This is a genomic window from Paenibacillus sp. DMB5 (assembly GCF_001517085.1).
Taxonomy (GTDB): Bacteria; Bacillota; Bacilli; order Paenibacillales; family Paenibacillaceae; genus Paenibacillus_AQ.
This window is the reverse complement of record NZ_LRAC01000155.1, coordinates 53,325-74,888: the sequence shown is the minus strand read 5'-3', so window position 1 is coordinate 74,888 and position 21,564 is coordinate 53,325. Positions and strand designations below refer to the sequence as shown.

At 51.8% G+C, this 21,564-nt stretch carries 19 protein-coding genes; 4 read left to right on the top strand and 15 right to left on the bottom strand.

Annotated elements, in window-relative coordinates; all coding sequences use genetic code 11:
• Positions 1-101 precede the first annotated feature (101 nt).
• From AWJ19_RS28160 to AWJ19_RS28125, 8 genes are all read right to left on the bottom strand, one after another.
• A complete protein-coding gene (locus AWJ19_RS28160) occupies positions 102-503 on the bottom strand; it encodes an RrF2 family transcriptional regulator (RefSeq protein ID WP_039875398.1) in 402 nt (133 codons plus the stop codon).
• 128 nt (positions 504-631) lie between these two features.
• Positions 632-1,078, bottom strand: a complete 447-nt coding sequence (locus AWJ19_RS28155; RefSeq protein WP_082708174.1) for a GNAT family N-acetyltransferase — start codon at positions 1,076-1,078, stop codon at positions 632-634.
• 241 nt (positions 1,079-1,319) lie between these two features.
• Complete coding sequence (locus tag AWJ19_RS28150) at positions 1,320-3,857, bottom strand: TIM-barrel domain-containing protein (RefSeq protein ID WP_241781923.1); 2,538 nt, start codon at positions 3,855-3,857, stop codon at positions 1,320-1,322.
• 46 nt (positions 3,858-3,903) lie between these two features.
• Positions 3,904-4,827, bottom strand: a complete 924-nt coding sequence (locus AWJ19_RS28145) for a carbohydrate ABC transporter permease (RefSeq protein ID WP_068728505.1) — start codon at positions 4,825-4,827, stop codon at positions 3,904-3,906.
• Between the two features lie 15 nt (positions 4,828-4,842).
• Positions 4,843-5,766 (bottom strand): ABC transporter permease subunit, encoded by a 924-nt coding sequence (locus AWJ19_RS28140; RefSeq protein WP_068728504.1) that lies wholly within the window; start codon positions 5,764-5,766, stop codon positions 4,843-4,845.
• A 301-nt stretch (positions 5,767-6,067) separates the two neighbouring features.
• Positions 6,068-7,357 (bottom strand): alpha-amylase family glycosyl hydrolase, encoded by a 1,290-nt coding sequence (locus AWJ19_RS28135; RefSeq protein ID WP_068728503.1) that lies wholly within the window; start codon positions 7,355-7,357, stop codon positions 6,068-6,070.
• A gap of 527 nt (positions 7,358-7,884) precedes the next feature.
• A complete protein-coding gene (locus AWJ19_RS28130; RefSeq protein ID WP_068728502.1) occupies positions 7,885-8,832 on the bottom strand; it encodes a LacI family DNA-binding transcriptional regulator in 948 nt (315 codons plus the stop codon).
• Between the two features lie 189 nt (positions 8,833-9,021).
• The gene (locus AWJ19_RS28125) at positions 9,022-10,629 is read right to left on the bottom strand and encodes an extracellular solute-binding protein (protein ID WP_068728501.1); all 1,608 of its coding nucleotides are present in this window, start codon (positions 10,627-10,629) and stop codon (positions 9,022-9,024) included.
• A gap of 324 nt (positions 10,630-10,953) precedes the next feature.
• Here AWJ19_RS28125 and AWJ19_RS28120 point away from each other — a divergent pair, with 324 nt between their 5' ends.
• The 3 genes from AWJ19_RS28120 to AWJ19_RS28110 are packed head-to-tail and all read left to right on the top strand — an operon-like array spanning position 10,954 to position 15,094.
• The gene (locus AWJ19_RS28120) at positions 10,954-12,696 is read left to right on the top strand and encodes a histidine kinase (protein ID WP_068728500.1); all 1,743 of its coding nucleotides are present in this window, start codon (positions 10,954-10,956) and stop codon (positions 12,694-12,696) included.
• The gene (locus AWJ19_RS28115; protein WP_068728499.1) at positions 12,693-14,315 is read left to right on the top strand and encodes a helix-turn-helix domain-containing protein; all 1,623 of its coding nucleotides are present in this window, start codon (positions 12,693-12,695) and stop codon (positions 14,313-14,315) included. The genes AWJ19_RS28120 and AWJ19_RS28115 overlap by 4 nt, the downstream gene beginning before the upstream one ends.
• 56 nt (positions 14,316-14,371) lie before the next feature.
• Positions 14,372-15,094, top strand: coding sequence for a DUF4386 domain-containing protein (locus AWJ19_RS28110; protein WP_068728498.1), 723 nt, complete (start codon positions 14,372-14,374; stop codon positions 15,092-15,094).
• A gap of 3 nt (positions 15,095-15,097) precedes the next feature.
• On the opposite strand, the gene AWJ19_RS28105 is transcribed toward AWJ19_RS28110, so the two are convergent.
• The 5 genes from AWJ19_RS28105 to AWJ19_RS28080 form a co-directional block, all read right to left on the bottom strand.
• Complete coding sequence (locus AWJ19_RS28105; protein ID WP_068728497.1) at positions 15,098-15,676, bottom strand: Crp/Fnr family transcriptional regulator; 579 nt, start codon at positions 15,674-15,676, stop codon at positions 15,098-15,100.
• A gap of 883 nt (positions 15,677-16,559) precedes the next feature.
• Complete coding sequence (locus AWJ19_RS28095) at positions 16,560-17,264, bottom strand: SseB family protein (RefSeq protein WP_068728495.1); 705 nt, start codon at positions 17,262-17,264, stop codon at positions 16,560-16,562.
• A 74-nt stretch (positions 17,265-17,338) separates the two neighbouring features.
• Positions 17,339-17,542, bottom strand: coding sequence for a hypothetical protein (locus tag AWJ19_RS28090; protein WP_068728494.1), 204 nt, complete (start codon positions 17,540-17,542; stop codon positions 17,339-17,341).
• Between the two features lie 168 nt (positions 17,543-17,710).
• Positions 17,711-18,517, bottom strand: a complete 807-nt coding sequence (locus AWJ19_RS28085; RefSeq protein ID WP_068728493.1) for a class I SAM-dependent methyltransferase — start codon at positions 18,515-18,517, stop codon at positions 17,711-17,713.
• A 133-nt stretch (positions 18,518-18,650) separates the two neighbouring features.
• On the bottom strand, positions 18,651-19,349 hold the full coding sequence (locus AWJ19_RS28080) for a DUF4386 domain-containing protein (protein ID WP_068728492.1): 699 nt from the start codon (positions 19,347-19,349) through the stop codon (positions 18,651-18,653).
• A gap of 72 nt (positions 19,350-19,421) precedes the next feature.
• Here AWJ19_RS28080 and AWJ19_RS28075 point away from each other — a divergent pair, with 72 nt between their 5' ends.
• Complete coding sequence (locus AWJ19_RS28075; protein WP_068728491.1) at positions 19,422-20,288, top strand: AraC family transcriptional regulator; 867 nt, start codon at positions 19,422-19,424, stop codon at positions 20,286-20,288.
• A gap of 161 nt (positions 20,289-20,449) precedes the next feature.
• Here the strand turns inward: AWJ19_RS28075 and AWJ19_RS28070 are convergent, their stop codons facing one another.
• Positions 20,450-20,968, bottom strand: a complete 519-nt coding sequence (locus AWJ19_RS28070; RefSeq protein ID WP_068728490.1) for a GNAT family protein — start codon at positions 20,966-20,968, stop codon at positions 20,450-20,452.
• Positions 20,965-21,519 (bottom strand): DUF1572 family protein, encoded by a 555-nt coding sequence (locus tag AWJ19_RS28065; RefSeq protein WP_068728489.1) that lies wholly within the window; start codon positions 21,517-21,519, stop codon positions 20,965-20,967. Before AWJ19_RS28065 ends, AWJ19_RS28070 begins: the two co-directional genes overlap by 4 nt.
• Positions 21,520-21,564: the final 45 nt, after the last annotated feature.

Genomic DNA, 21,564 nt, shown 5'->3' with positions numbered 1-21,564 from the left:
CATTTAGTAAACTGCTGATAATACCTATAACACACTGCTGATTATACAAAAGACTTAATAGACTTCTTATATCTATAATCAAGCCATAAAAATAACGGCGCTTATAAATCCACCGTTACTTTTGCAGCAAGCTCAGAGAGCTTCTTATTCTGCAGATAGTCTTCCATCCGGTTCTCTGCCTCCACCATCACCTGCTGGATCAGGCATTCACTGGAGTGATTCAGCGTGCAGTCGAACAGCGAAGCTGTCCCTTCAATCGCATGGATCACATCAAGAAAAGAAATATCATCCTTCTTCTGCTTAAGCTGATACCCGCCGTTCGCACCGGATACAGACTGGATCAGCCCCGCCTTCACCAGCTTGGTCAGAATCTTCGACAGATACGTCGGCGATACATGCTGCCGTTCAGCCAGCTGCTGCACGCCCACAGGCTTATCAGGGGAAGCAGCCACCAGAAAGAGCATCGTATGCAGCGCATAGTTCGTCGCTTTGGAGTATTTCATGTTCCACCTCTATTACAGACTTAATGAGTCTATAATAGCTTTTATGGGAAAGGAATGCAAGCTTCTTCTATGCTTTTTAAAAGGCTGATTGCAAATATTTTATCATTACGGCCTGCTGCGGATATGGTTTAGTTAAGCTCCAGCAGCCTTATCACTTCACCTTCAATGATTTCATCGCTTACTCTATGAAAACCCAGAGACTCATACAGATGCCCTGCAGTGTGATTATCGGGTCTGTGCCCGATCATTAGCCTCTGACATCCAAGGTGACGCATATGTTCAATCAATGCTCGCATTGCTTTTTTGGCAAAACCGTTTCCCTGATGCTTCTCATCGATCATGAGTGCGGGTATCCAATGGTTACCGTCTGCGTCAGGTGTTCGGCAATAAACAAGAAAACCTACAGGCAAAGCCTCAAAACAGATTACGCGAAGCTCATAGTCATGAACGAATTTGGACTCTGCTATCCAATAAACGACAGGGGCTGGAAAAACACCGGTTTGTTCCTGCTTTACTTTTAATCGGGTGCAATCATACCAATTCTCAATAGTTACCGGTATTAATTCGATAGACATACCCATTCCTCCAGCATTCAGATCACCTTCTCCGATAATCGGACAACCTAATAATATCCTAATAATTAACGAATTAAGCTGGAGAGAACGGTTATAAAAAAAGTGTATTCGCACAAAATGCAGTTACATCGCGCGAGGACTGACCTCCCGGATGTAACTGCAAATTGTACAACTATTCCGGCTCCGATAAAAGAAATGCATACGCACAAAGCTGAGTGCTGTTATTATCTGTAATGCTCGGTCAGCCTAAGCCCGCCGTCAAAATCTCACACAGCGCCCCGAACAGCGGCTGCTCCAGCTTGAGTGCAGCCAGGGAAGCCAGCGCTGATGCCGCTGTGGCGGAGGATCGCACCAGCCCGTAGATCTGCTCCTTCAGCTGGAACTCAATCTGTGCCCGGTTCAGCAGGGCGAATACGTCCTCTTCAATCCGGTTAGCCGCAAGGCGCGCGCCGCCGAGTTCAACCGTAATTGCGGTGGATACCGCAGTCTCCGGGATCGTTACCGTAAGAGTATGTGTGGAATGGTCATACGCCGTTTCCGCTGCCGTCTCCGCACCGCCGGCCAGCACTTTCACCTGCGTTTCGGCCACGCCGGTAAAGCAGAGCTTCCAGCTGCGCAGCGGAGGCAGGGCAGCCAGGTTGCCGCTGGCCGGATGAATCGTAAAGCTGGCGGTATCCGCCCAGCTTAGAGCCATCTCCGTAACGCACCAGCTCTCCTCCCGTTCCTGCGATGCAGCCGTATTGTGCTTCATGCCATCCACTGCAGACTCAACGCTCTCTCCGTTTCCCGACGCAACTCCACCGTCCTCCCGGCGCTGCCACATACCCCCAACGTCCACCGCCCCCGCCGCTTCCTCCGTATCCTCCCACAGGTGAAAGCGGCCGTCTGCTCCGGCGAACACCTTAACCTCCAGCTCCCGCGGGTTCGCCGTGGACGAAGTGTATCCGCTGAGGTCAGCCAGCGGAACAATCGCCCCTGCCTTCGCCAGCACCGGAATACTATCCAGATTCCGGTACAACGACATGCTGCGGCCGCCGTCATACCTCCGGCCGCTAAAAAAGTCATACCAGCGGCCCTCCGGCAGCCACGCGGTAAATTCCGCCATACCTGTCCGGCGCTCTACCGGTGAAGTGACCGGGCAGGCCATCAGCTCTGTGCCGAAGTAGTACTGATTCGGCACCCCATAAGCCTCCGGCTGCTCCGGATGATGATAGTACAGCGGCCGGACCAGCGGCAGCCCGTCCACGCTCGCGTAGCGGTTCATCGTGTACAGGTAGGGAATCAGCCGGTGCCGCAGGCGCAGCGCTTCCTTCATCGCCGCTTCCGCAACCGGGTTAAACCGCCACGGCTCCTTGCTGTTGAACGGGCTGGCTGAGCTGTGCAGCCGCAGCACCGGCGAGAACACGCCGAACTGCACCCAGCGCATCACCAGCTCATCGTCGAGATAGCCCTGCATATGGCCGCCGATGTCGTGGCTCCACCAGCCGTACCCAGCATTCGCCGCGCTCGCCGTAAAGTACGGCTGGAATGCGAGCGACTCCCAGGTGACGATGGTGTCACCGGAGAAGCCTACGGGATAACGGTGGCTGCCCAGCCCCGCATAACGCGAGAACGTCAGCGGTCTGTTCCCGCGCCGCCCGCTGTCCAGATAGTGATAGTGGTTCAGCATCCACAGCGGATCCAGCCCCGGCACCCGGGTGACACCGCCCTGCTGCCAGTCGATCCACCAGAAGTCGACGCCTTCTTCTTCCAGCGGATGGTGCAGATATTTGAAATAGGCCTGCAGAAATTTCGGATCGGTAATATCAAATTCCACCGCATCGCCCTTCTCCGGGTCCAGTCCAAGCTCCGCGGCAATCGCCAGATAAGGGTCCTCGAAGGCACGCACGCCGTCTGCCGGATGAACATTCAGCGTTACATGCAGGCCCCGCTCATGCAGCCTGGCCAGGAACTGCTGCGGGTCCGGGAAAAGCCTGCGGTTCCATGTATAGCCCGTCCAGCCGCTGCCGTACTGCGGATCGACATCGACCAGGTGCCAATCCATATCAATCACCGCGACGGAGAAGGGGATTTGCTCCTGTTCAAACAGATCCATCAGCGCCAGATACTCATCTGCGCTGTAAGGATAATAGCGGCTCCACCAGTTGCCGAGCGCATAGCGCGGCAGGAGCGGCGCCGGGCCGCTGAGCCGGTAAAAATCCTTCAGGCATTCCAGATAGTCATGCCCGTACCCGAAAAAATACAAATCCAGCCCGCCGCCCTCACGCGGCGTAACCTGACCATCCGCCTCCAGCAGCAGCGAGCGGCTGTCGTCTACTACTGTATAGCCGCCGCGTGACATCAGACCCGGCTCCAGCGGGATCGCCCCGTCCGCATTATCCAGCGTCCGGGCCGTGCCGCCAAGATTCTGCGGTGTGTCGCCGTAATGCCAGACCCCCATCAGGTGGCCTGAACTGTTACGCACACGTACATTAAGCCCGTAGCGGGAGAACGGCTGCTTGTCATAGCTCAAATGCAGCCGCTTCGTAATAATCTCCAGCCTGTTGCCGTGATCAATCAGCCGGAACTCCGGCACCGGAAAATCCCGGTTCAGCACAGTCTGGGTCGCCTGGTCCTCGAACCTTCCGGCAGGATGGTATTCCAGGCGAAGCAGCTGCGGAGTCAGAACAGTGATCCGGAAGTCTTCTCCTTCAATTATCGCTTCAGGACGGGCCACAGGCCGCACCGCCAGCTTCAGATGCTCAGGCAGCGGACGCTGCTCCTGCATAATATTTTCCATAACAATATGACCTCATTTCCGGCTAAAACCGACGCACTGGTAAGAACTACTCCTTCACCGCGCCGATCATAACCCCCTGGTTAAAGTATTTTTGGATGAACGGATACACGCACATAATTGGAACCGTAGCCACAATAATGACGGAGTACCGCATCATATTAGCCAGCCGCAAAGCCAGCTGCGCCGCCTCGCCGGACCCGATGCCGGACTGCATCTGGTTGGTGATGAGGATGTTGCGTAAGATCAGCTGAAGCGGATGCAGATTTGGATTTTTGAGATAGATCAGGGCGTTGAAATAGGAATTCCAGTGGCCGACGGCAATCCACAAGCCCAGCACGGCAATAATTGCCTTGGACAGCGGCAGCACAATCCCCGTAAAAAACCGGAGATTCCCGCACCCGTCAATCTGCGCCGCCTCCCACAGATCGCCCGGAATACTGGTCTGGAAGAACGTGCGGGCAACAATGATGTTATACACGCCAACCGAGAACGGCAGCACCATGACCAGAAACGTGTCATACATATGAAAATCACGGACCGTCAGAAAGGTCGGAATCAGTCCGCCGTTAAAAAACATCGTAAAAATAAAGAACAGCGACAGGAATTTGCGTCCCTTCAGATCTTTACGCGAAAGCGCATAGGCTGCCGAGATATTAACAACAAGACCAATAAGCGTGCCGACGATCGTATACAGGATGGTATTGCGGTAGCCGATCCAGATATTACTATGGCGCAGCAGCTCCTTGTAGCCGTCGAGTGTGAATCCTTTCGGGAACAGCCAGACCTGGCCGCCGGCCACCGCCGAAGGATCACTGAAGGAAGCGATAACGATAAAATAGAGCGGATAAATCAGAATAATCAGAAACAGCACCGCAATCACGTACAGCACAACTTCCATCACAGTATCGGAGGAGCGGTTGTTTTTTATTTTCCCCTTTGACTCTTTAACTGCAGGTGTAAGTACTCCCATTGTGAACTCCTCCTTCTACCACAGGCTGTTTTCGCTGATCTTCTTGGAAATCTGGTTGACGATAATCAGCAGAATGAAGTTAATGACGGTGTTGAACAGGTTGACGGCCGACGAGAAGCTGTACTGGCTGCTGAGCAGACCGATTTTATATACATAAGTGGACAGAATTTCGCTGGATGTGGCGTTGAGGTCGTTCTGCATCAGGTACACTTTTTCAAAGCCAACCCCAAGCAGCCCCCCGACACGCAGAATGAGCAGCGTAACCGCCGTCGGCATGAGCATCGGAATATCGATATAACGCACCTTATGCCAGCGGCTCGCGCCATCCACGGTTGCAGCCTCATACAGACTTGGGTCAACTGCAGACAATGCCGCGATAAAAATAATGCTGTCCCAGCCGACATGCTGCCACACATCCGACCAGACGTACACGCTGCTGAACAGCGACGAGGAGCCGAGCAGATCAGGTGCTTCTTTGCCGAACAGGCTGAACAGGTTACCGACCAGACCGGTGCTTGGCGACAGCAGAATGACCATCAGCCCGACCATAACCACGGTAGAGATGAAATGCGGCATATACGAGACGGTCTGGAAAAAGCGCCGGAACCGGTTCGGCCGCATCTGATTCACCATCAGTGCCAGTATGATCGGAATCGGAAAGGTTACAAGACTGTACAGGCTGATAATCAGCGTATTCTTAATCGTGTTCGAGAACTGATAGGAGTTAAAAAACTTCTCAAAATATTTGAACCCCGCCCAAGGACTCTCCGTAATCCCCAAAGCCGGGCTGTAATCCTTAAAAGCAATAAGTATCCCGTACATCGGTTTGTACGCAAACAGCAGTGACAGCACCACCGCGGGCAGCAGCAGCAAATACAGCCCCCAGTTTCTTTTCACCGCCCCGAACGTCCCCCCGGAACTGGCTTGACCGGATCTCATGAAATCCCCTCCTGAATGTGTTTATCTGTTTAAGTACCTAAAGTATATCTTTAAGGTATCGGAGGCTGCCGGACCTAATGGGTGCGTTAACCGGACTTTTATAATTTGTATAAAAGCTTCCGGACTGCAAGGATTCCCCGGCAGCGGGCCGGTATGCGCAATGCGGACTTTCGCTGCTGTTATCCGGACTTTCGGCTTGGCGGGCAGCAGGCTAGTATTTATTTGGAGTGTTGGCGGATGCAAAAAAACCGCCGGGCAGCATCTGCTTCCGGCGGTATATCTTACAGCATGTTACGCGGGCTTACACCTGCTCAATAATGACAGGCCGGCCGGCACAGAACAGCTTGCCGCCGCCTGTGAGCGTTATCTCGCTGCCGTCGATCAGGTTATGGTAGCTTCCGTCCGGCAGACCCGTGTCCACCTCTGCTTTCCTGCCCTTTAGGCTGAACACACCGGCCAGCTTCCTGCTCCCCCAAGTGTACGTTCCGACTACGATGCCTTCTTCCTCTATTGCGCGCAGATGGCAGATGCCCTCCGACATGATCTCCTTCTGCTTGACCGGATACAGCGCAGCGAACAGCCACGACAGGTCGGTCCCGGTATCCCAGCTGATCGTATCCTTGTCGAACAGGTCAGGGCAAACGGTGTTCGCCGTCTCTTGTCCGCCGTAGATCAGCGTCATGCCCTTCTGGAAATAAAGGAAGGCCGTCCAGTTGATCAGGCTCTGCTCATCCGGAATGACGGCCTTGGCCCGCGGCCGGTCATGATTCTCCAGAAACCTTAGCTTAACGTAGTTATCCGGGTACAGGTACTCTTGGGCGTTAATTTTCTCGACGTAGCTGGCAAGCGTAATCTCTCCGGCCAGATAACCGCTGTAATACGGATAGACATCGTAGTCATAGCAGGCATCAAACGCCTGCAGCGTTTCCGCATCGCTGAGCCCGGTCAGGCCGAGCGAACGCAGATGCATAATGAAGTCCGGCTCGATGGATTCGGCCAGCCACAGGCAGCCGGGGTTGACCTCGCGGACTTCGTTCACGGCCCGCGCCCAGAACGCCAGCGGCAGCAGCGGGGCAACATCGCAGCGGAAGCCGTCGACGAGGCCCGCCCACGTTTTCAGCGTCTCAATCTGGTAGTCCCACAGCTCCGGGCAGTTATAGTCCAGGTCCACAATATCCGCCCAATCCCCGGCTTTATTGCCGAGCTTCCCTTCCGGCGTTCTATAGAAAAATTCAGGATGCTCCTTGACCAGCACCGAATCCGGCGAGGTATGGTTATATACCACGTCGATAATGCATTTCATTCCATGCTCATGGATCGCACTGACCAGTGACTTGAAGTCCTCCAGTGTGCCCAGCTCCGGATTGATCTCCCGGTAGTCCTGATTGGCGTACGGGCTGCCTAAGCCGCCTTTGCGCTCTGCGATACCGATCGGATGGACCGGCAGCAGCCAGATAATGTCCACACCCAGGCTGCGGATGCGCCCGAGATCTCGCTCCACCGCGCGGAAGCTCCCTTCCTCACTATGATTGCGGACGTACACCGAGTACACAACACTGCTGCGCAGCGATTTTGCTGTATGCTTTGCCATGTCTGTTACACTCCTGCTCCTAAGTTAAATTGGTTTGAAGCTGACTGTCGGATGTCTAAGTTAGCTAGATGGCTGTTTGGTGCTGTTTGGAGTTTGGTGCTGTTTGGTCGTTTGGTGCTATATGGTCGAGTGTTGGTGCTATATGAGAGTTTTAGTGCTTATGAGAGTTTTAGTACTTATGAGAGTCTTAGTACTTATGAGAGTCTTAGTACTGTATGAGAGTCTTGATGCTATATGAGTGCTTGGTGCTACATGGGAGTTTGTTGTGTAACCGTGTGTTGAGTAACCAATCCTTGGGCGGGTTAAATTGAATTAAGTGGATTTTCGTCACTTAATTCTTCACCAAACAACGATATTAGTGATTTAGTTGGAAAAAGGACACTTAAATATGCCCATTTCGCCTGTCCAAGGGTAAATACACTAAATTAGGTGATGTTTATCCATCTAATTGTTCCGATCAGCAGAGTAGGATGAATTTAAGTGACGAAAATCCAACTAAATTCCACCGCGCTCTCATTTCAGAGTAATTATCGTCTCAGAACCGGCCGGCGCAGGACAAACTGGGCCATCCAGCTTGTGTCCCCTCCGGGAGACTGCTGCTGATGCTGCCGCCGGATGCTCCCGATCAGCAGCTCCGAAGCCATGGCACCCATCCGCGCAACACTTTCATCCGGCATGCCAGGAAAAGCTGCTGCTGTCAGCCTGCTGCTACCCTCGCCACCTGCAGCTTCCCGACCAACCTCGGTCTGTCCGGCGATTCCGGCATCCGTTCCATGCAGATCAGCAGCCACCTCACTCCCGGCCCCAGCCTCACCACCGCCATTTACCACCAGACTGCTGCTTCTATTATCTGCTGCCTTCCAGCCAGGCCTTACCTCACTCGCACTGCCGCCATCTCCAACCAGACTGTACCTATCAGCACCAGCGCCTTCCCCGCCAACTTTCGTCCATCCTGCACTCCCGGCATCCGTTTCATGCAGATCCGCCGCCATCTCACTCCCGCTGCCCGCCGTCGGCTCATCCTCCACCAGCACAAACGGATAGCCCTCCTGCTGCAGATAATCAACAACCGTGCTGCTCCGGCGCCCTGAGAGCAGGATAGCACCGTCGGCCCGGCCGCCCTTCAGCAGCCGGGAGACGGCCTGCAGCTCCTCCCGTTCCCCATCGCCGGAGGCCAGCTGGATGTCGTAGCCCAGCTTACCGGCGCCGGACACAATCCCCCGGATCACCTCCATACAGTAGAGGTTGGCCGGCCATATCTCTGCCGTGTCCGGCAGCAGGACACAGATGCAGCGGGTCGTCCGCGAGACCAGGTTCTGGGCGATAATATTCGGCGTATAGCCGAGCTCCTCCATCGTCTCCCGGACCCTGCGGGAGGTCTCAGCCCGTACATTGGCATGACCTGCCAGTACCCTGGAGACGGTAGACACGGAGACGCCTGCCCGGCGGGCCACCTTTTTCATCGTTACTGTCATAGACACTGCAATCAGCCTCCTCTCCAACACCACTCTCTCAACTTTCATGCCCTTAAGAGCACTCCTGCTGTGTCACTCTTTCCTGTGTTCAATCAGCAAGCCTGTTCTATTAAGGGTTGCCGGCCGGCCACCTCCCCTAAGACAATCCCGCCCCGCGCAACGGATTGCGCAGGGCGGGTAACAAGCGGATTATTTTACACTGGTATAACGGCTGTAGGCTTCGGTACGGATCTTGAGCAGCTTGTCGAGCCCCATGTCGTTCAGCTGCTTCACATAGGCGTCCCAGCCCTCATCGATATTGCCCTTGCTGATGAATTGGGCGCGCATGGTATTTACATAGGAATCAATGTCGGTGGTCAGAGTCGGCAGCTCTTCGAACTCCTCGGCGGTGTACATTACGTTAGGGAACGGCTCAGTCACATACTCACTGCCCAGCTTATCGAGCTGCAGCTTCAGACCGTCGCCGGATTCTGTGCTCAGCACGATCTTCTGCTCAAAGTCCGGGCTGACATATTTCGGACCGAAGTCACGCAGCGACTGCTCCCAGTACCAGGCATCGGCGCTGGTTCCGGCTGGAGGGTCCATCAGCGTATAGGTGCCGTCATCATTTTTCTGAATAACCGTGCCGATTGCGCCCCAGAAGTTCTGGATGCTCGCTTCATCGGTGTAGAACTGGTCTGCCCAGCGTGCGGCGATTTCCGGTGTTTTGCAGGAGGAGGTGATCAGGAACTCGTTGCGGGCCAGGTTCATCCCGTTCGGATTGCCGATCGTGTAGCGCTTGCCGTCCGGTCCGGCGATTGGCGGAATCGTTACGTACTGGTCGCCCCATTTGCCGAATACGGCATCCGGTGTCCACTGGTAGGAGAAGCCTACAACCGGAGCATCCGGGTTCTGGAACTTGGCGGATCTCATCGTGTCGTCCTGGGTGAACAGCTCTTTGTCGAGCAAGCCTTCAGTGTACAGCTTATTTTCCCATTTCAGGCCTTCCTTGTATTCCTCCGAGGTCGGATAGTATACCGCTTTGCCGTCCTTCACCAGCATGTTGTTGTTGTTGAGGTCGGCGATGCCGAACGGGCTGATCAGGTCGTTGCTCACTTCAATATACGGAATCTCATCAGCCTTGCCGTTGCCGTTCGGGTCCTGCTCCTTGAACGCCTTCATTACGTTATACAGCTCGTCGATGGTCTCAGGAACCTTCAGGCCGAGCTTATCGAGCCAGGTTTTGTTAATGACTGGCTGGCGCGAGCTTTTTGGACGCGATGGCAGTCTGGCCGGCAAAGAGTAGATTTTACCGTCCGGGAACGTGCTGATCTTTTTCATATCCGGCGTTTCTTCCATGGCAGCCTTGAGGTTAGGCATATACTGGTCGATATAGTTATCCAGCGGACGGAAATAGCTCAGGTTGTTGACGATATCGGAATCCGAGAAGGTCTGATCCCCGATCACCACATCCGGCAGCGTGCCGCTGGCCAGCATGATCGATTTCTGCTCGCCCCAGTCGTTGGAGGACATGACCTGCCAGTCGATTTTTACATTCGTATTCGTTTCCAGATCCTTCAGCCACTGGTTCTGCGTGAACGTATCGCCCATGCTGCCCCAGCGCACAGTCAATACCTTCAGTGTTACCGGCTCGCTTACAATCGGCAAGCCTTCCTTGTTGAAGCTGCTTGTATCACTGTTTGCAGCATTATTCTCCCCGTCGCCTCCGCCGCAGCCCGCAAGTCCGGCAACCATTACGGCTGCCAGGAGACCGGTCGTCAGCTTTTTGGCCGAAGCCTTCTTACCCTGTTTGACCATTGTGTAACTCCCCCGTTTCTTATGTGTGCATATTCGCTTTACATGTCTAATCATAGCGGTTTGCAGATAGGCATTCCGGACGCTTTGCGGCCGTTATTCGGACCTCCGGCACAGAATTGCCTGTTATTCGTATACGGCTCTCTCTAACCGCCCTTCTATTCATAACACTTTCCAGACCTTTGTTAGCGCTTTCCGGACTTTGCGGCAAAACGCCTCCCTGTTCTTATGTTTTTTTCGGGCAAAGGTTTTATAATGTTGATGTTACCTAAATAAAACGCATTCATCATTGAAATTGCGCAGAAAGGGCCCGGTACGTAACCAGTCATGATCAAAAAAACAGCCGCACCCAAGCCGCTTCCCATCCGCCATTATGTCAGGGTTATGATCCTGATAGCCGTCATTGTCCTTATCGCGGATCTTATCATCAGCATTACTTCCATTATTATCGTCAGGCAGCAGTCCACCCGCTATCTCAAGGATACGGCAGCGCTGTACATTAACCGGATCAATCATGATTTTGCCTACATGAACCACTATATGGGCTGGACGCTGGCCAATGACGAGACGCTGAACACGATGAACGCTTACCGCATCAACAGCATTGAGTTCCTTAAGTCCAACGCGAACCTGCACAAGAAATTTACCGAGCTGCAGAAGAACTACGGCCAGGAATATAATTTTTTCTACTATTTAAAAAATCAGTCCTACTTCCTGAACTGTGCGCCGATCAGCGTAAACTATCCGGACTATCTGGAGCTGAAGCGGCAGATCATCTCTTTTATTGATGACAAGGAGGTGTACGAAAAGTTCTATTCCAAATGGACGCCGATTCTTGTAAACGGCAAATATTACGTCATTAACATTGTCCCGTACTACAACCGCTATCTGATCGGACTGATCTCCGCAGACAATCTGATCCGCCCGCTGCGTGAGATTAATCTGGGGCAGAGCGGCTATGCTTCGCTCGTGGATGACCAGGGCACCGTGCTCTCCAGTCCCGTCTCCAACAGCGGCATGGCGGTTCGGGGTGAGGGCCGCTTCTCCCTGCTCCGGCAGCCGCGCACCACGATCAGCAGCGAGTTTCTGAATACAACATTCAGCGCGGACATGGTGATCAAATTCGGGGCTTTTGAAAAAATCATGATCGCCCAGCTCCTGATCGTTCTGCTGTTCTTCATGGTGATCTCAGCGCTGTCGATCATTATGATCTTTTTTAACCGGAGGGTGCTTGGACCGATCCAGAGCTTCTCCGAGAATCTGGCCCGTATTAATGAAGAAAGCCAGCCGGCGGACTACAAGGGAAGCAAAATTATCGAGCTGGAGCAGGCCAATTCCCAGTTCAAGGATCTCGTCCAGCAGATCAAAACGTTTAAAATCGCCATGTACGAGCAGGAGCTGGAGAAGCAGCAGATTCAGCTGGATTATATGAAGCAGCAGATCAAGCCGCATTTTTTCCTGAATTGCCTGACCAGTATTTATAGCATGGCTCAAATTCAAATGTATCAGGAAATTGAGGATATGGCGATGACCACCTCGAAGTATTTCCGCTACCTGTTCCAGAACGGGGAGAACTTCGTGCCGCTGGAGAGCGAGATTGAGCATGTGCAGATGTATCTGGAGATTCAGAAGCAGCGCTACCGGGACGCCTTCAGCTATCAGGTCGAGCTGCCGGAGGAGGCTAGGACTGTAAAGATTCCGCCGCTTGTCCTGCAGACCTTTATTGAGAATTCCGTCAAATACGCCATCTCCCGGGAAAATGAAATGCAGATCACGCTCACTGTGCAGCGCTGTCAGCTGGAGGAGCAGATAAGCGGTACGCGGATTGAGCTGTCGGATAACGGGCCGGGGTTTCCGCCGGAGGTACTGGAGAAGCTGCAAAGCGGACAGCCGCTCGATCAGACCAAGGGTACGCATATCGGCATTATGAACACACTGAAACGGCTGGAGTATCTCTATTACAATCTGGCCGATGTTACTTTCACCAATATCCCCGGCAGCGGCGCATGCATCACGTTACACCTGCCCGATCTTCCGGAGCCTGCAGCAGAAAGGAAGTTAGATCTATGAATATTTTGCTGGTAGATGACGATTACTACGTAATTGCCGCCCTGCAGAAAAAAATCGACTGGCCGCAGCTCGGCATCGAAACGGTGTATACCGCGAACAATGTGGCCCAGGCGCGTGAGATTCTGGAGAAGCATCCCGTGCAGATTCTGATCTCCGACATTGAAATGCCGCAGGGCAGCGGCCTGGAGCTGCTGGCCTGGATCAGGGAACAGAATCTCAGCATTCAGGCAATTCTTCTGACCAATTATGCCGATTTCAACTATGCCCAGAAGGCGATCGAGCTGCAGAGCTTTGAATATTTCCTGAAGCCGATTGAGTTCGACAAGCTGATGCTGATTATCCAGAAAGCCATTGCCCGCGCCAGGGAGCAGCAAAGCAATGAAGAGGCCATTATAGGGGGTTACTTCTGGGAGAAAAACCAGTCCAAAAACCTGGAGCATTTCTGGCGGAAGCTGGTCAGCAGCAGCACTTCCTCGCCGGTGAAGCAGGCGGAAATCATCCGCGCCATCGGGGAGCAGAATCTGTCCTATCAGATGGGCGATCTCATTCAGCCTGTCCTGTTCAATGTCTTCCCCCACAACGGCAGCATGGGTAAGGAAGAGAAGGATCTGTTCGATTTCGCGCTGCTGAACGTGCTGTATGAGCTGCTGCAGCATCCCGGCTACACGGTTCAAAGCATTCTGGAAGTAAAAGAGTACAACTGGATCGCCATCCTCAAATGGAACGAGCCGCCGCTGGACAATGCCTTGCTGCAGGCAACCGGAGCTTCTTTTATCCAAAAGGCGGTGCCTTATCTGAAATGCGACGCCTGCTGCACTATTGGCCTGACGGATGAGCTGCAGCAGGTCGGCAGCATCCTGAAGCAGCTGCTGAATATGGACGAGGAGCTGACGAGATGCCGGAACCAGACCTATCTCGTGGAGAACGATCTGCGCCAGCCGAAGTCCACGTATACTCCGCCGGATCTGGCCCAGCTTGAAGAGCTGCTGAACCAGAACAGGCTGGCCGCTTTTCTGGAGGAGGCGATCCGCTATCTGCGCTCCATGCTAAGCTACAAGTCGCTGGACACTTCGGTGCTCGGCCTGTTCCGGCTGGACATGGTGCAGCTGGTGTACTCTTTTCTCAAGCAAAAAGGCATTCAGGCCCACAAGCTGTACGCCGGCAAAACCAATGACAAGCTGCTGCTACACTCCCTGCACTCGATAGAAGATATGGAAGAATACCTGAAGTACCTGGTCAACACGGCCATGGAGTACCGCGACTTCGCCGACCAGCCCAAATCGATTGCCGAGGAGATCAAGCAGTACATCCATGAGCACTACGGGGACGACCTCACCCGCAACGATCTGGCGGAAATCGTCTACCTCAATCCGGACTATCTGGCCCGGCTGTTCAAGCGCGAAACCGGCATCTCCCTCGGCAGCTACGTCATTCAGGTGCGCATCGCCGCTGCCAGACATCTGCTGGAAACAACCAACCTGTCCGTCTACACCATTGCCAGTAAAACCGGCTATTCCAACTACTCCTACTTCTCCAAGCTGTTCAAGCAGGAGGTCGGTTTGTCGCCGAATGAGTATAAGAAGGAGCAGCACATTCATCCGCTTAACTTAAGTCAATGAACAAATACATCCCCCCCGTGTAAGATGAACTCATCACAATGCAAGGGGGATTTTTCATGAGTAATGCAGTGAGGGGAATAACGAATCAGCGGGCGGCGGCTTTGATATCGGGGACAGGATTATTAATCATGGCTTTCGTTGCCGCTTTTTCATACGGCTATGCCCATTCAGCCCTTCTTACCCAAGGGGATGCAAATGCCACATTACAAAACCTGATGACGCATAAAAATCTCTTCCGCGCAGAGCTTGCCGGCTGGATCATCATTCTGATCCTCGATATTATCGTCGCCTGGTCGTGTTATCTTTTCCTGAAGCCTGTAAATCAGCCTTTGTCCCTGCTCGGTGCATGGCTCAGGCTGGTATACACGGCTATTCTGGGAACAGCGGTAATGAATTTAATATTTGTGCAGCTGCTGACGAGCAGCACGGAGTATTCGCAGGGTTATACCCCAGCCCAATTGGGCGTACAAATCATGCTCCATTTAAAAGCATTTGACGCCATGTGGTCGGTTGGTTTAATTGTTTTTGGCGGACATCTGCTGATATTGGGAATATTGGCGCTTCAGGCGGTTAACGTGCCCGGATGGGCAGCTGTTTTGCTGCTGATTGCTTCCGCCGGATATATTCTTACTCATGTAAGCAAGCTCTTGCTTCCTGATTATGAGGGAATCGGAGAAATGGTTGAGAAGGTCTTTATGCTTCCTATGTCAGCCGGGGAACTCGGTTTTGCTCTATGGCTGCTGTTTAGAGGAGGAAAAGCACAGGCGAAAACCGGCTAAACATTAGCCGGAAGATATTCTTTTCTTTATTCTGCTCAGTGACTCCGGACTCATGCCGAGATAACTCGCCAACTGATGCTGCGGGACCCGGCCAACTAAAGAAGGGCGCTTCATACATAACGCCTTGAAGCGTTCTTCAGGTGATGAAGCGATAAATGCAGCGAAATCCGCTTGTACCCGGCTAAAGTTGGCTTCAACCATTCTGCGGGTCATTGTTTCCAATTGACTGTACCTGGCATACATTTGCTGCTCCGTATCCAGACTGCCAATCACCATCACACAATCCTCAACGCACACCAGGGTATAATCGGAGGATTTCTCTAACTTGTGGTAATTAAAATTGACGATGGCCTCTTCTTCCGTATAAAAATTTGAGGTAACCTCCCGTCCTGCTTCATCCACCGCATACTGCCTTACGCAGCCCTTCAGAATAAAATAGCAGTTACTGGTGGCTTCGCCCTGTCTAAAAAGCACGGCTCCCTTTTTAAATTCTCCGATCACGATCTCGTCTAAGATTGCCTGTTGTTCTGCTTCGCTGAGGGAAGTCAAAGCCGTCATATACTTGAGCAGGCTGTTTTTCATATGCGTCTTCCTCTTCGGACATTTTATAAGTGCTTAACGCTATTTTAGGGTGAAAAGAGCCCTCTTTCAACGTTTATTCGTTCTTTAGGCTGTATTGCTGGGGCGCAAGCTTCTGGTGCACAGCATGCAATTTGATTAGGTGGATTTTCGCCACTTAATTTCACTATTTTTCTCACATTCTAATAATTAGGTGGAAATACGTCACTTAATTCAGCTCCAAACCCCCTCCTGGCAAGAAAACCGTAAAATTAAGTTGCCTTTTTCCAACTAGATTGTTCAAACAGGCTTTCTGACCAGGATTAGGTGTCGTTTATCCACTTAGTTTGTTCAGCAAATAGATGCACCCGAGTTAATAACCTCAAGTTATAAAAAACTCCGGAAAGCCAAATACCCAAATAAGCAGTCCAAGGACGATAACTACCCCGCCTGCAGCTTTAAATAATACGAACGGGGCTCCTTGTGTGTACTCTTTAGACTTTACAGTGCTAAACGTTTTTGTGTTTACCTTCATCCTCTTCTGCCGGAGGATCAAGAAACCCGCTGTTACAAGAAATAAGCCTGTTAATATTCTTAGTATGATAACTAACATCTACATCCTCCCCTTACCATGCGGTAAAGCCAACTCCCGGACCAGACTTCAAAACAAAGACAGATTGCTGATAAACGGATCGAGCTCCACTCTTTTTTGATCATTCAGATAAAGGCAGATATGCCGGTCAGTCACGTCTACCTTATTTATTTGGTGAATAGCGATCTGCCTTTTTGTGAACATAGACTGGACTATGATGGTATCGTCTGTAAGTGTATACACTGTGCGGAGTAAATAGATTGCCTCTAGGAGTTAAAAAAGGACTATTCCTATCTCCTTCATCAGCTTATCCTCCTACCTCCCGCCATCACGCTCCCGCACATACTCCGCAACCATCAGCTTGTTCTTCTCATCCAGCCGGAAGCCGATACCGCGGAAGTTGATTACAGCACCGCCCATGCTCGCAGACAGTGCCACAATATCCCCATACGTCGCGACATTGCCGCCCCAGACGGTTTTATCGTAGCCTTTTTCAAATTCGGACCAGTCTGTGAATACCGGCAGCCACGGCTCCCCGTCCTCTACGCCGAGCGAAGCAAACTGGATAACCGTTCCCTGCTGTAATGTCTTCTTTCCCTGCTCATCGGGGGCTGACGGCTGTTCCTCTTTAATCTGCATCGGCACCAGAAACTTTGCCTGAACGAGCTCATCCAGCATCCGGGCTTCCGCTGCCCGCAGAATCTGGCTTTTGCCTGCATAGTGCTGACGGGAGTACATGGCCTGGAAGAAAGTCAGCATCGCATGCTGAAGTCCCGGGTTGCTTACAGGAATCTGGATCTCCGGCGTTTCGCTCCAATCCGGCGGCGGCAAAAGCTCGTCTCTGGCAACTACAACCGTAAGCTGTCCGTTATCGACAAGGAGGTTACGAATTCCCAAAAGATGAAGCTCAGCAAGCATTCTACCAATATCCTCCCTGACGACCTTTTTCATTTCGAGCTGGATCAGCTGCTGCAGATAATAATCCGCCGCCTCCGCTGCGAATCTCTCCTCCGAGAACACCCATACCTGATCATTCGCTCCAATATAGGGATAATTCGTGTGGACATCATAGGCGATATATAAATTCTCCGCATTCAGGACAGCATTTTTAATCGCCTCAAAAGCCTCTGTTCATCCAGATGTTCCGCCCCTGGAACCTTGCCGTCCGCCGACTGGCGGGCAGATTGAAGCAAACCGATCAGGTCCTGAATTGTAAGTCCTTCGGCAGCTTTCATCGACATCGCAGACACAGAATGAATACTACCTTCCAGCCCGCCGTTGTTCCGTTCATTGTTCATCTTCAGGTCTCCGTTTCATTTACAGGATATGGTTATGTCTTATCATATTATTAATACACTCCCTAAAGTCTGCTTACGCAGCATTCACATTGTTGTTACATTGGAAAAAATAAAACAGCGGCCGCCAGGACAGGTTAGTGTCATTAGCGCCGCCGCCATGCGGGTTGTCTATTTCGTTATTTTCTTGCGGTAGGTATAGATATCCCCGCCGGATTTGCTGACATGGTAAAAGGCTTCAAAGCCCCGCCGCAACAGCTCTTCATTGAGTTTTCTCTTAAGATCGTCGTCTCCGATACAGTCGATGATTACACCGCCATTTTTGACGACTCTGGTCAGTTCAGCCAGCTCAAGGTCATAGTTGTCGCCTAAGACATGCCCTGACATCACGATATCAAAGGTATTATCCTCATAAGGCAGACTATCTGCCGTACCGTCGAGAACTTTCACATTGCGGATGTTTTCCCGCCTGATTTTGTCGCGCATGTACTCTCTCAGCCTGTCCGAAGGTTCACTAGCATAGACCCGTCTGGCCTGCTCCGCTGCCGCAAAAGCAAGCCGCCCGGTACCGCTCCCGACATCCAGCACCAGAGCGTCTCTGAAATCTGCCAAATGAAGCAGATGCTGCTTATCCCAATCATAGATATAATTACAATTCCGGTTCATGATTTCCGGGTAAGCGTACACCACCGAGGTTTCCATCGCCTGAAGGACAAAAACTTCGGCCTGGCGCACCTCATCAGCACTGAGCCCCTTTGCTGCAGCAGCAATGATCTGCTCAACATAAGGCTTACTCTCTGGACTCCGCTGAACGAAGTACCAGGCAACCACCGGATTGTAGGCCAGCGCGGCTCCAAGGTTCTTTTCAAATTCGGCCCACTCCCGGTAATTCCGGCAGATCATCCCGATAATCCAGCGGTCCAGTAGCAGAAAGCTGTTAAAGGAAAATTCCTCAGCATTTATCCAGTTAAATTTCATACACACCTCTCCTTGTACACATGCCTGGCGGCAGCTACAGTCAGCCCCCATCCATTATTTTACATAGAGGGAATGACTGCCTTCAAGGGAGAGTTTGATTATAATCGTCTATCTCATCAAAAGCGCGTTCCACTCACCTCTGCTTTAGCTGTTCAAGCTTCCCACGGCCGAACCCCTTCACTATTAGCCATACTGCCAGACTCATTTCATACACACCTACAGGCAGGGCAATCAATCCTTTTACCGCAGACATAGGCTCTACCACACCGAACATTTCCAGCAGCCCGGCGATGAAAACCAGTACAGCAGTGACCATACCGAATAGCGCCAAGGGTCTTGGGACGATGCCCGTTCTGAACAGCAGATAGCTGTAAATTACCGTATTCACACCCAGCATGAAATTGGGGCCCAGCATTGAGGTCCAGCGGTGAAAGCCCTGCAGCATATAGCCGAGCCCGTCAAGATTATCTACACTTTTCAGGCTGCCTGCCTCATAATGTACACTAAGCTGCAATAAACCCAGTATACTTACCACACCTATCGCAATCAGCACGGCCTCCATAAACCGGAAGCATAAATAGGCGAGTGCCAGATGTTCATTCCAGCGGCGGAGATAAGGAAACAGCATCACTGCTGTACCCACGGCCGTCAGCACAAGCAGAAGATCGTTAATAACTCCGAGCAAAACCTTTGTCTTAAATCCGTCTGCTACAACCATAAACCATTGCTCCGACAATACCGGCTCATATGAGATTACGGCGATAATTGAAGTGACGGCAGCTGCAATATAAAAAATTCCGATAAGGATTCCATTTCTTCTGTCCTGTGTCATATGCACTTCCTCCTGTACGTACACTTTCAATTTACGCGGTTTTTTATTTCAAAACATATAGCGGGGGTTACTATGGATCATTATGAAGTCATCGAGCGTGCTTTAGTCCATATTGAGGACAATCTGGACCAGCCTTTGTCAGTAGAGTCGGTAGCGGACAGCTTCAACATGTCAAAATACTATTTTCACCGGCTTTTTTCGGCTGTCACAGGCTCTTCCTTAAACAACTACATACTCTCCCGCAGATTGAACGCTTCCGTAGAACTCATTCAATCCGGCGGATGTTCACTGACCGATATTGCGTACCAGCTTAATTTTGGAGCCCAGTCCTCCTTCACACGCGCTTTTAAACGGCAATTCGGGATCGCTCCCAGCGCTCTAAAAGCGCAAGAAGCAGACATCTCTCCAGTCCCTATTCCCCCGGTGGTTAAAAGACCCCTGAAAAACATCAACGGAGATGTAGTCACCGACTTCACCCTGACGGAGTTCGAATCCATCGGGGTAACGGGGATTGCCTTTGAGGTGGATCTTGCTGAAGATTACAAAACTCAGATCCGCTCGCACTCGGCACAGCTGCTGCAGGCTATTGATACCACGGTAAAAGGACCTTGCTATGTCATCTATTCCAACTGTCAGCCTGATTCCACCCGGTTCAAGGTGCTGTTCGGCATTACGGCTGACCTCCGGCTTGACGGGCCTTATTATTTCACCATTGATGTACCACAGCTATTCTGTGCCAGATTCAAATATTCCGGTGATCTTCTGGAAATTGGCGATGTACTCAAAACGGATTATGCCAGGTTTCTCAAGATTTCCCGTCAGGAAACCGGGGACTCAAATATTGAGCTCATCCAGGCGTTTGATGATGTCCATGACCTCCAATCCGCCTACCACATCTATGCACCTGTCAAAAAATTGCCGATAGATTCAGTGTCCTGACCCCTCCTGCCTGCTGTAATCATTGCTTTGCTAAATCCAAAGTAACACAGGCGCTTATGATCCACTTTTCAAATCTTGCTGTAATGACAAAAAGCCCTCTATCACTGCCGGAAAGGCAGGATGGAAGGCTTGTTGAGCTCCAAGAGACAGCATTCACTCATTTATTTGATTATCTTCTTGCTAAGCCATTCTTGCTCCAGAATCCCCATCTCCCACAGATTCCAGAACTCGCTGCCGACTTTGCGCGCTTCCCGGAGCATGCCTTCTTTTACAAACCCCGACTTCTCGTAGCAGGCAATGGCCGCATGGTTAAAATCAAATACACCAAGGCTGACTCTGTGTACCTTCAGCTGTCCGAATGCGATATCCAGAACCTGCCGGATCATCTGCTGTCCGATGCCAAGCCCCTGTAAATGTTTGTTTCCTACGATTACCTTTCCTATTCTTCCTGATTGATTTGACGGGTCCAGCGTTAAACTGATATGTCCGATGACTTCGTTACTCTTCTCATACACCACCCGGTAGCTTAGTGTACTGCTGTTGATATAATCCTCTAATTGTTGATCCGTTAAAGGGTAGCTGAACGTTTTCCCTCCCCACTGCACCATAAACTCCGGTGAATCAATCCAGGCAATTAATTGCTTAAAATCAGTGCGTTCGAACGGCTCCAGTCTGATCACATCGTTCCCCCCTTCCTCCAATGATATTGGCCCGTGACATGCTCATCTGTGTCCAGCAGCATTTTGGCAAGCAGCACAATCTGCCCGGCGTGATAGCCGTAATGTGTGGATACCTGGACAATCAGACGGCCAATCGTTCTTGTATCATAAGTTTCGCCGGCCCCTGCAGCACTCCGGTACATCCGGTTCCAGTCCTCCTGCTCATAGCGGATAATCACCTCGCGGGACAAATCGTCGTTCGATACAGCAGATAATACTTCTTCCGATTGTAAACGCGTATTACGAAGCAGGCTTATCAGCTCTTCCTTGGAGATCCCTCCATCCGTTGTGAATTCACGGGTCCGCTCCCGGATGAACGGCTTGTTTCCGATGGCACTGACAAAATTCTGATATTCATTGCCTGCCAGATGCATACAGAGGTTGCCGATGCTGTTCATGGATTCCTTCGTTTTTGTCCACACCAGCTCATCGCTTAACAGATTCAGGCTCTTCTCAATCCGCTCAAGCTGCTTGTTCATATCTTCTATAACATACCGGATTAGTTCGATCACAAGAATGCCTCCTCTTTTAACGCAGCTATTAACACTCTGCCGCCC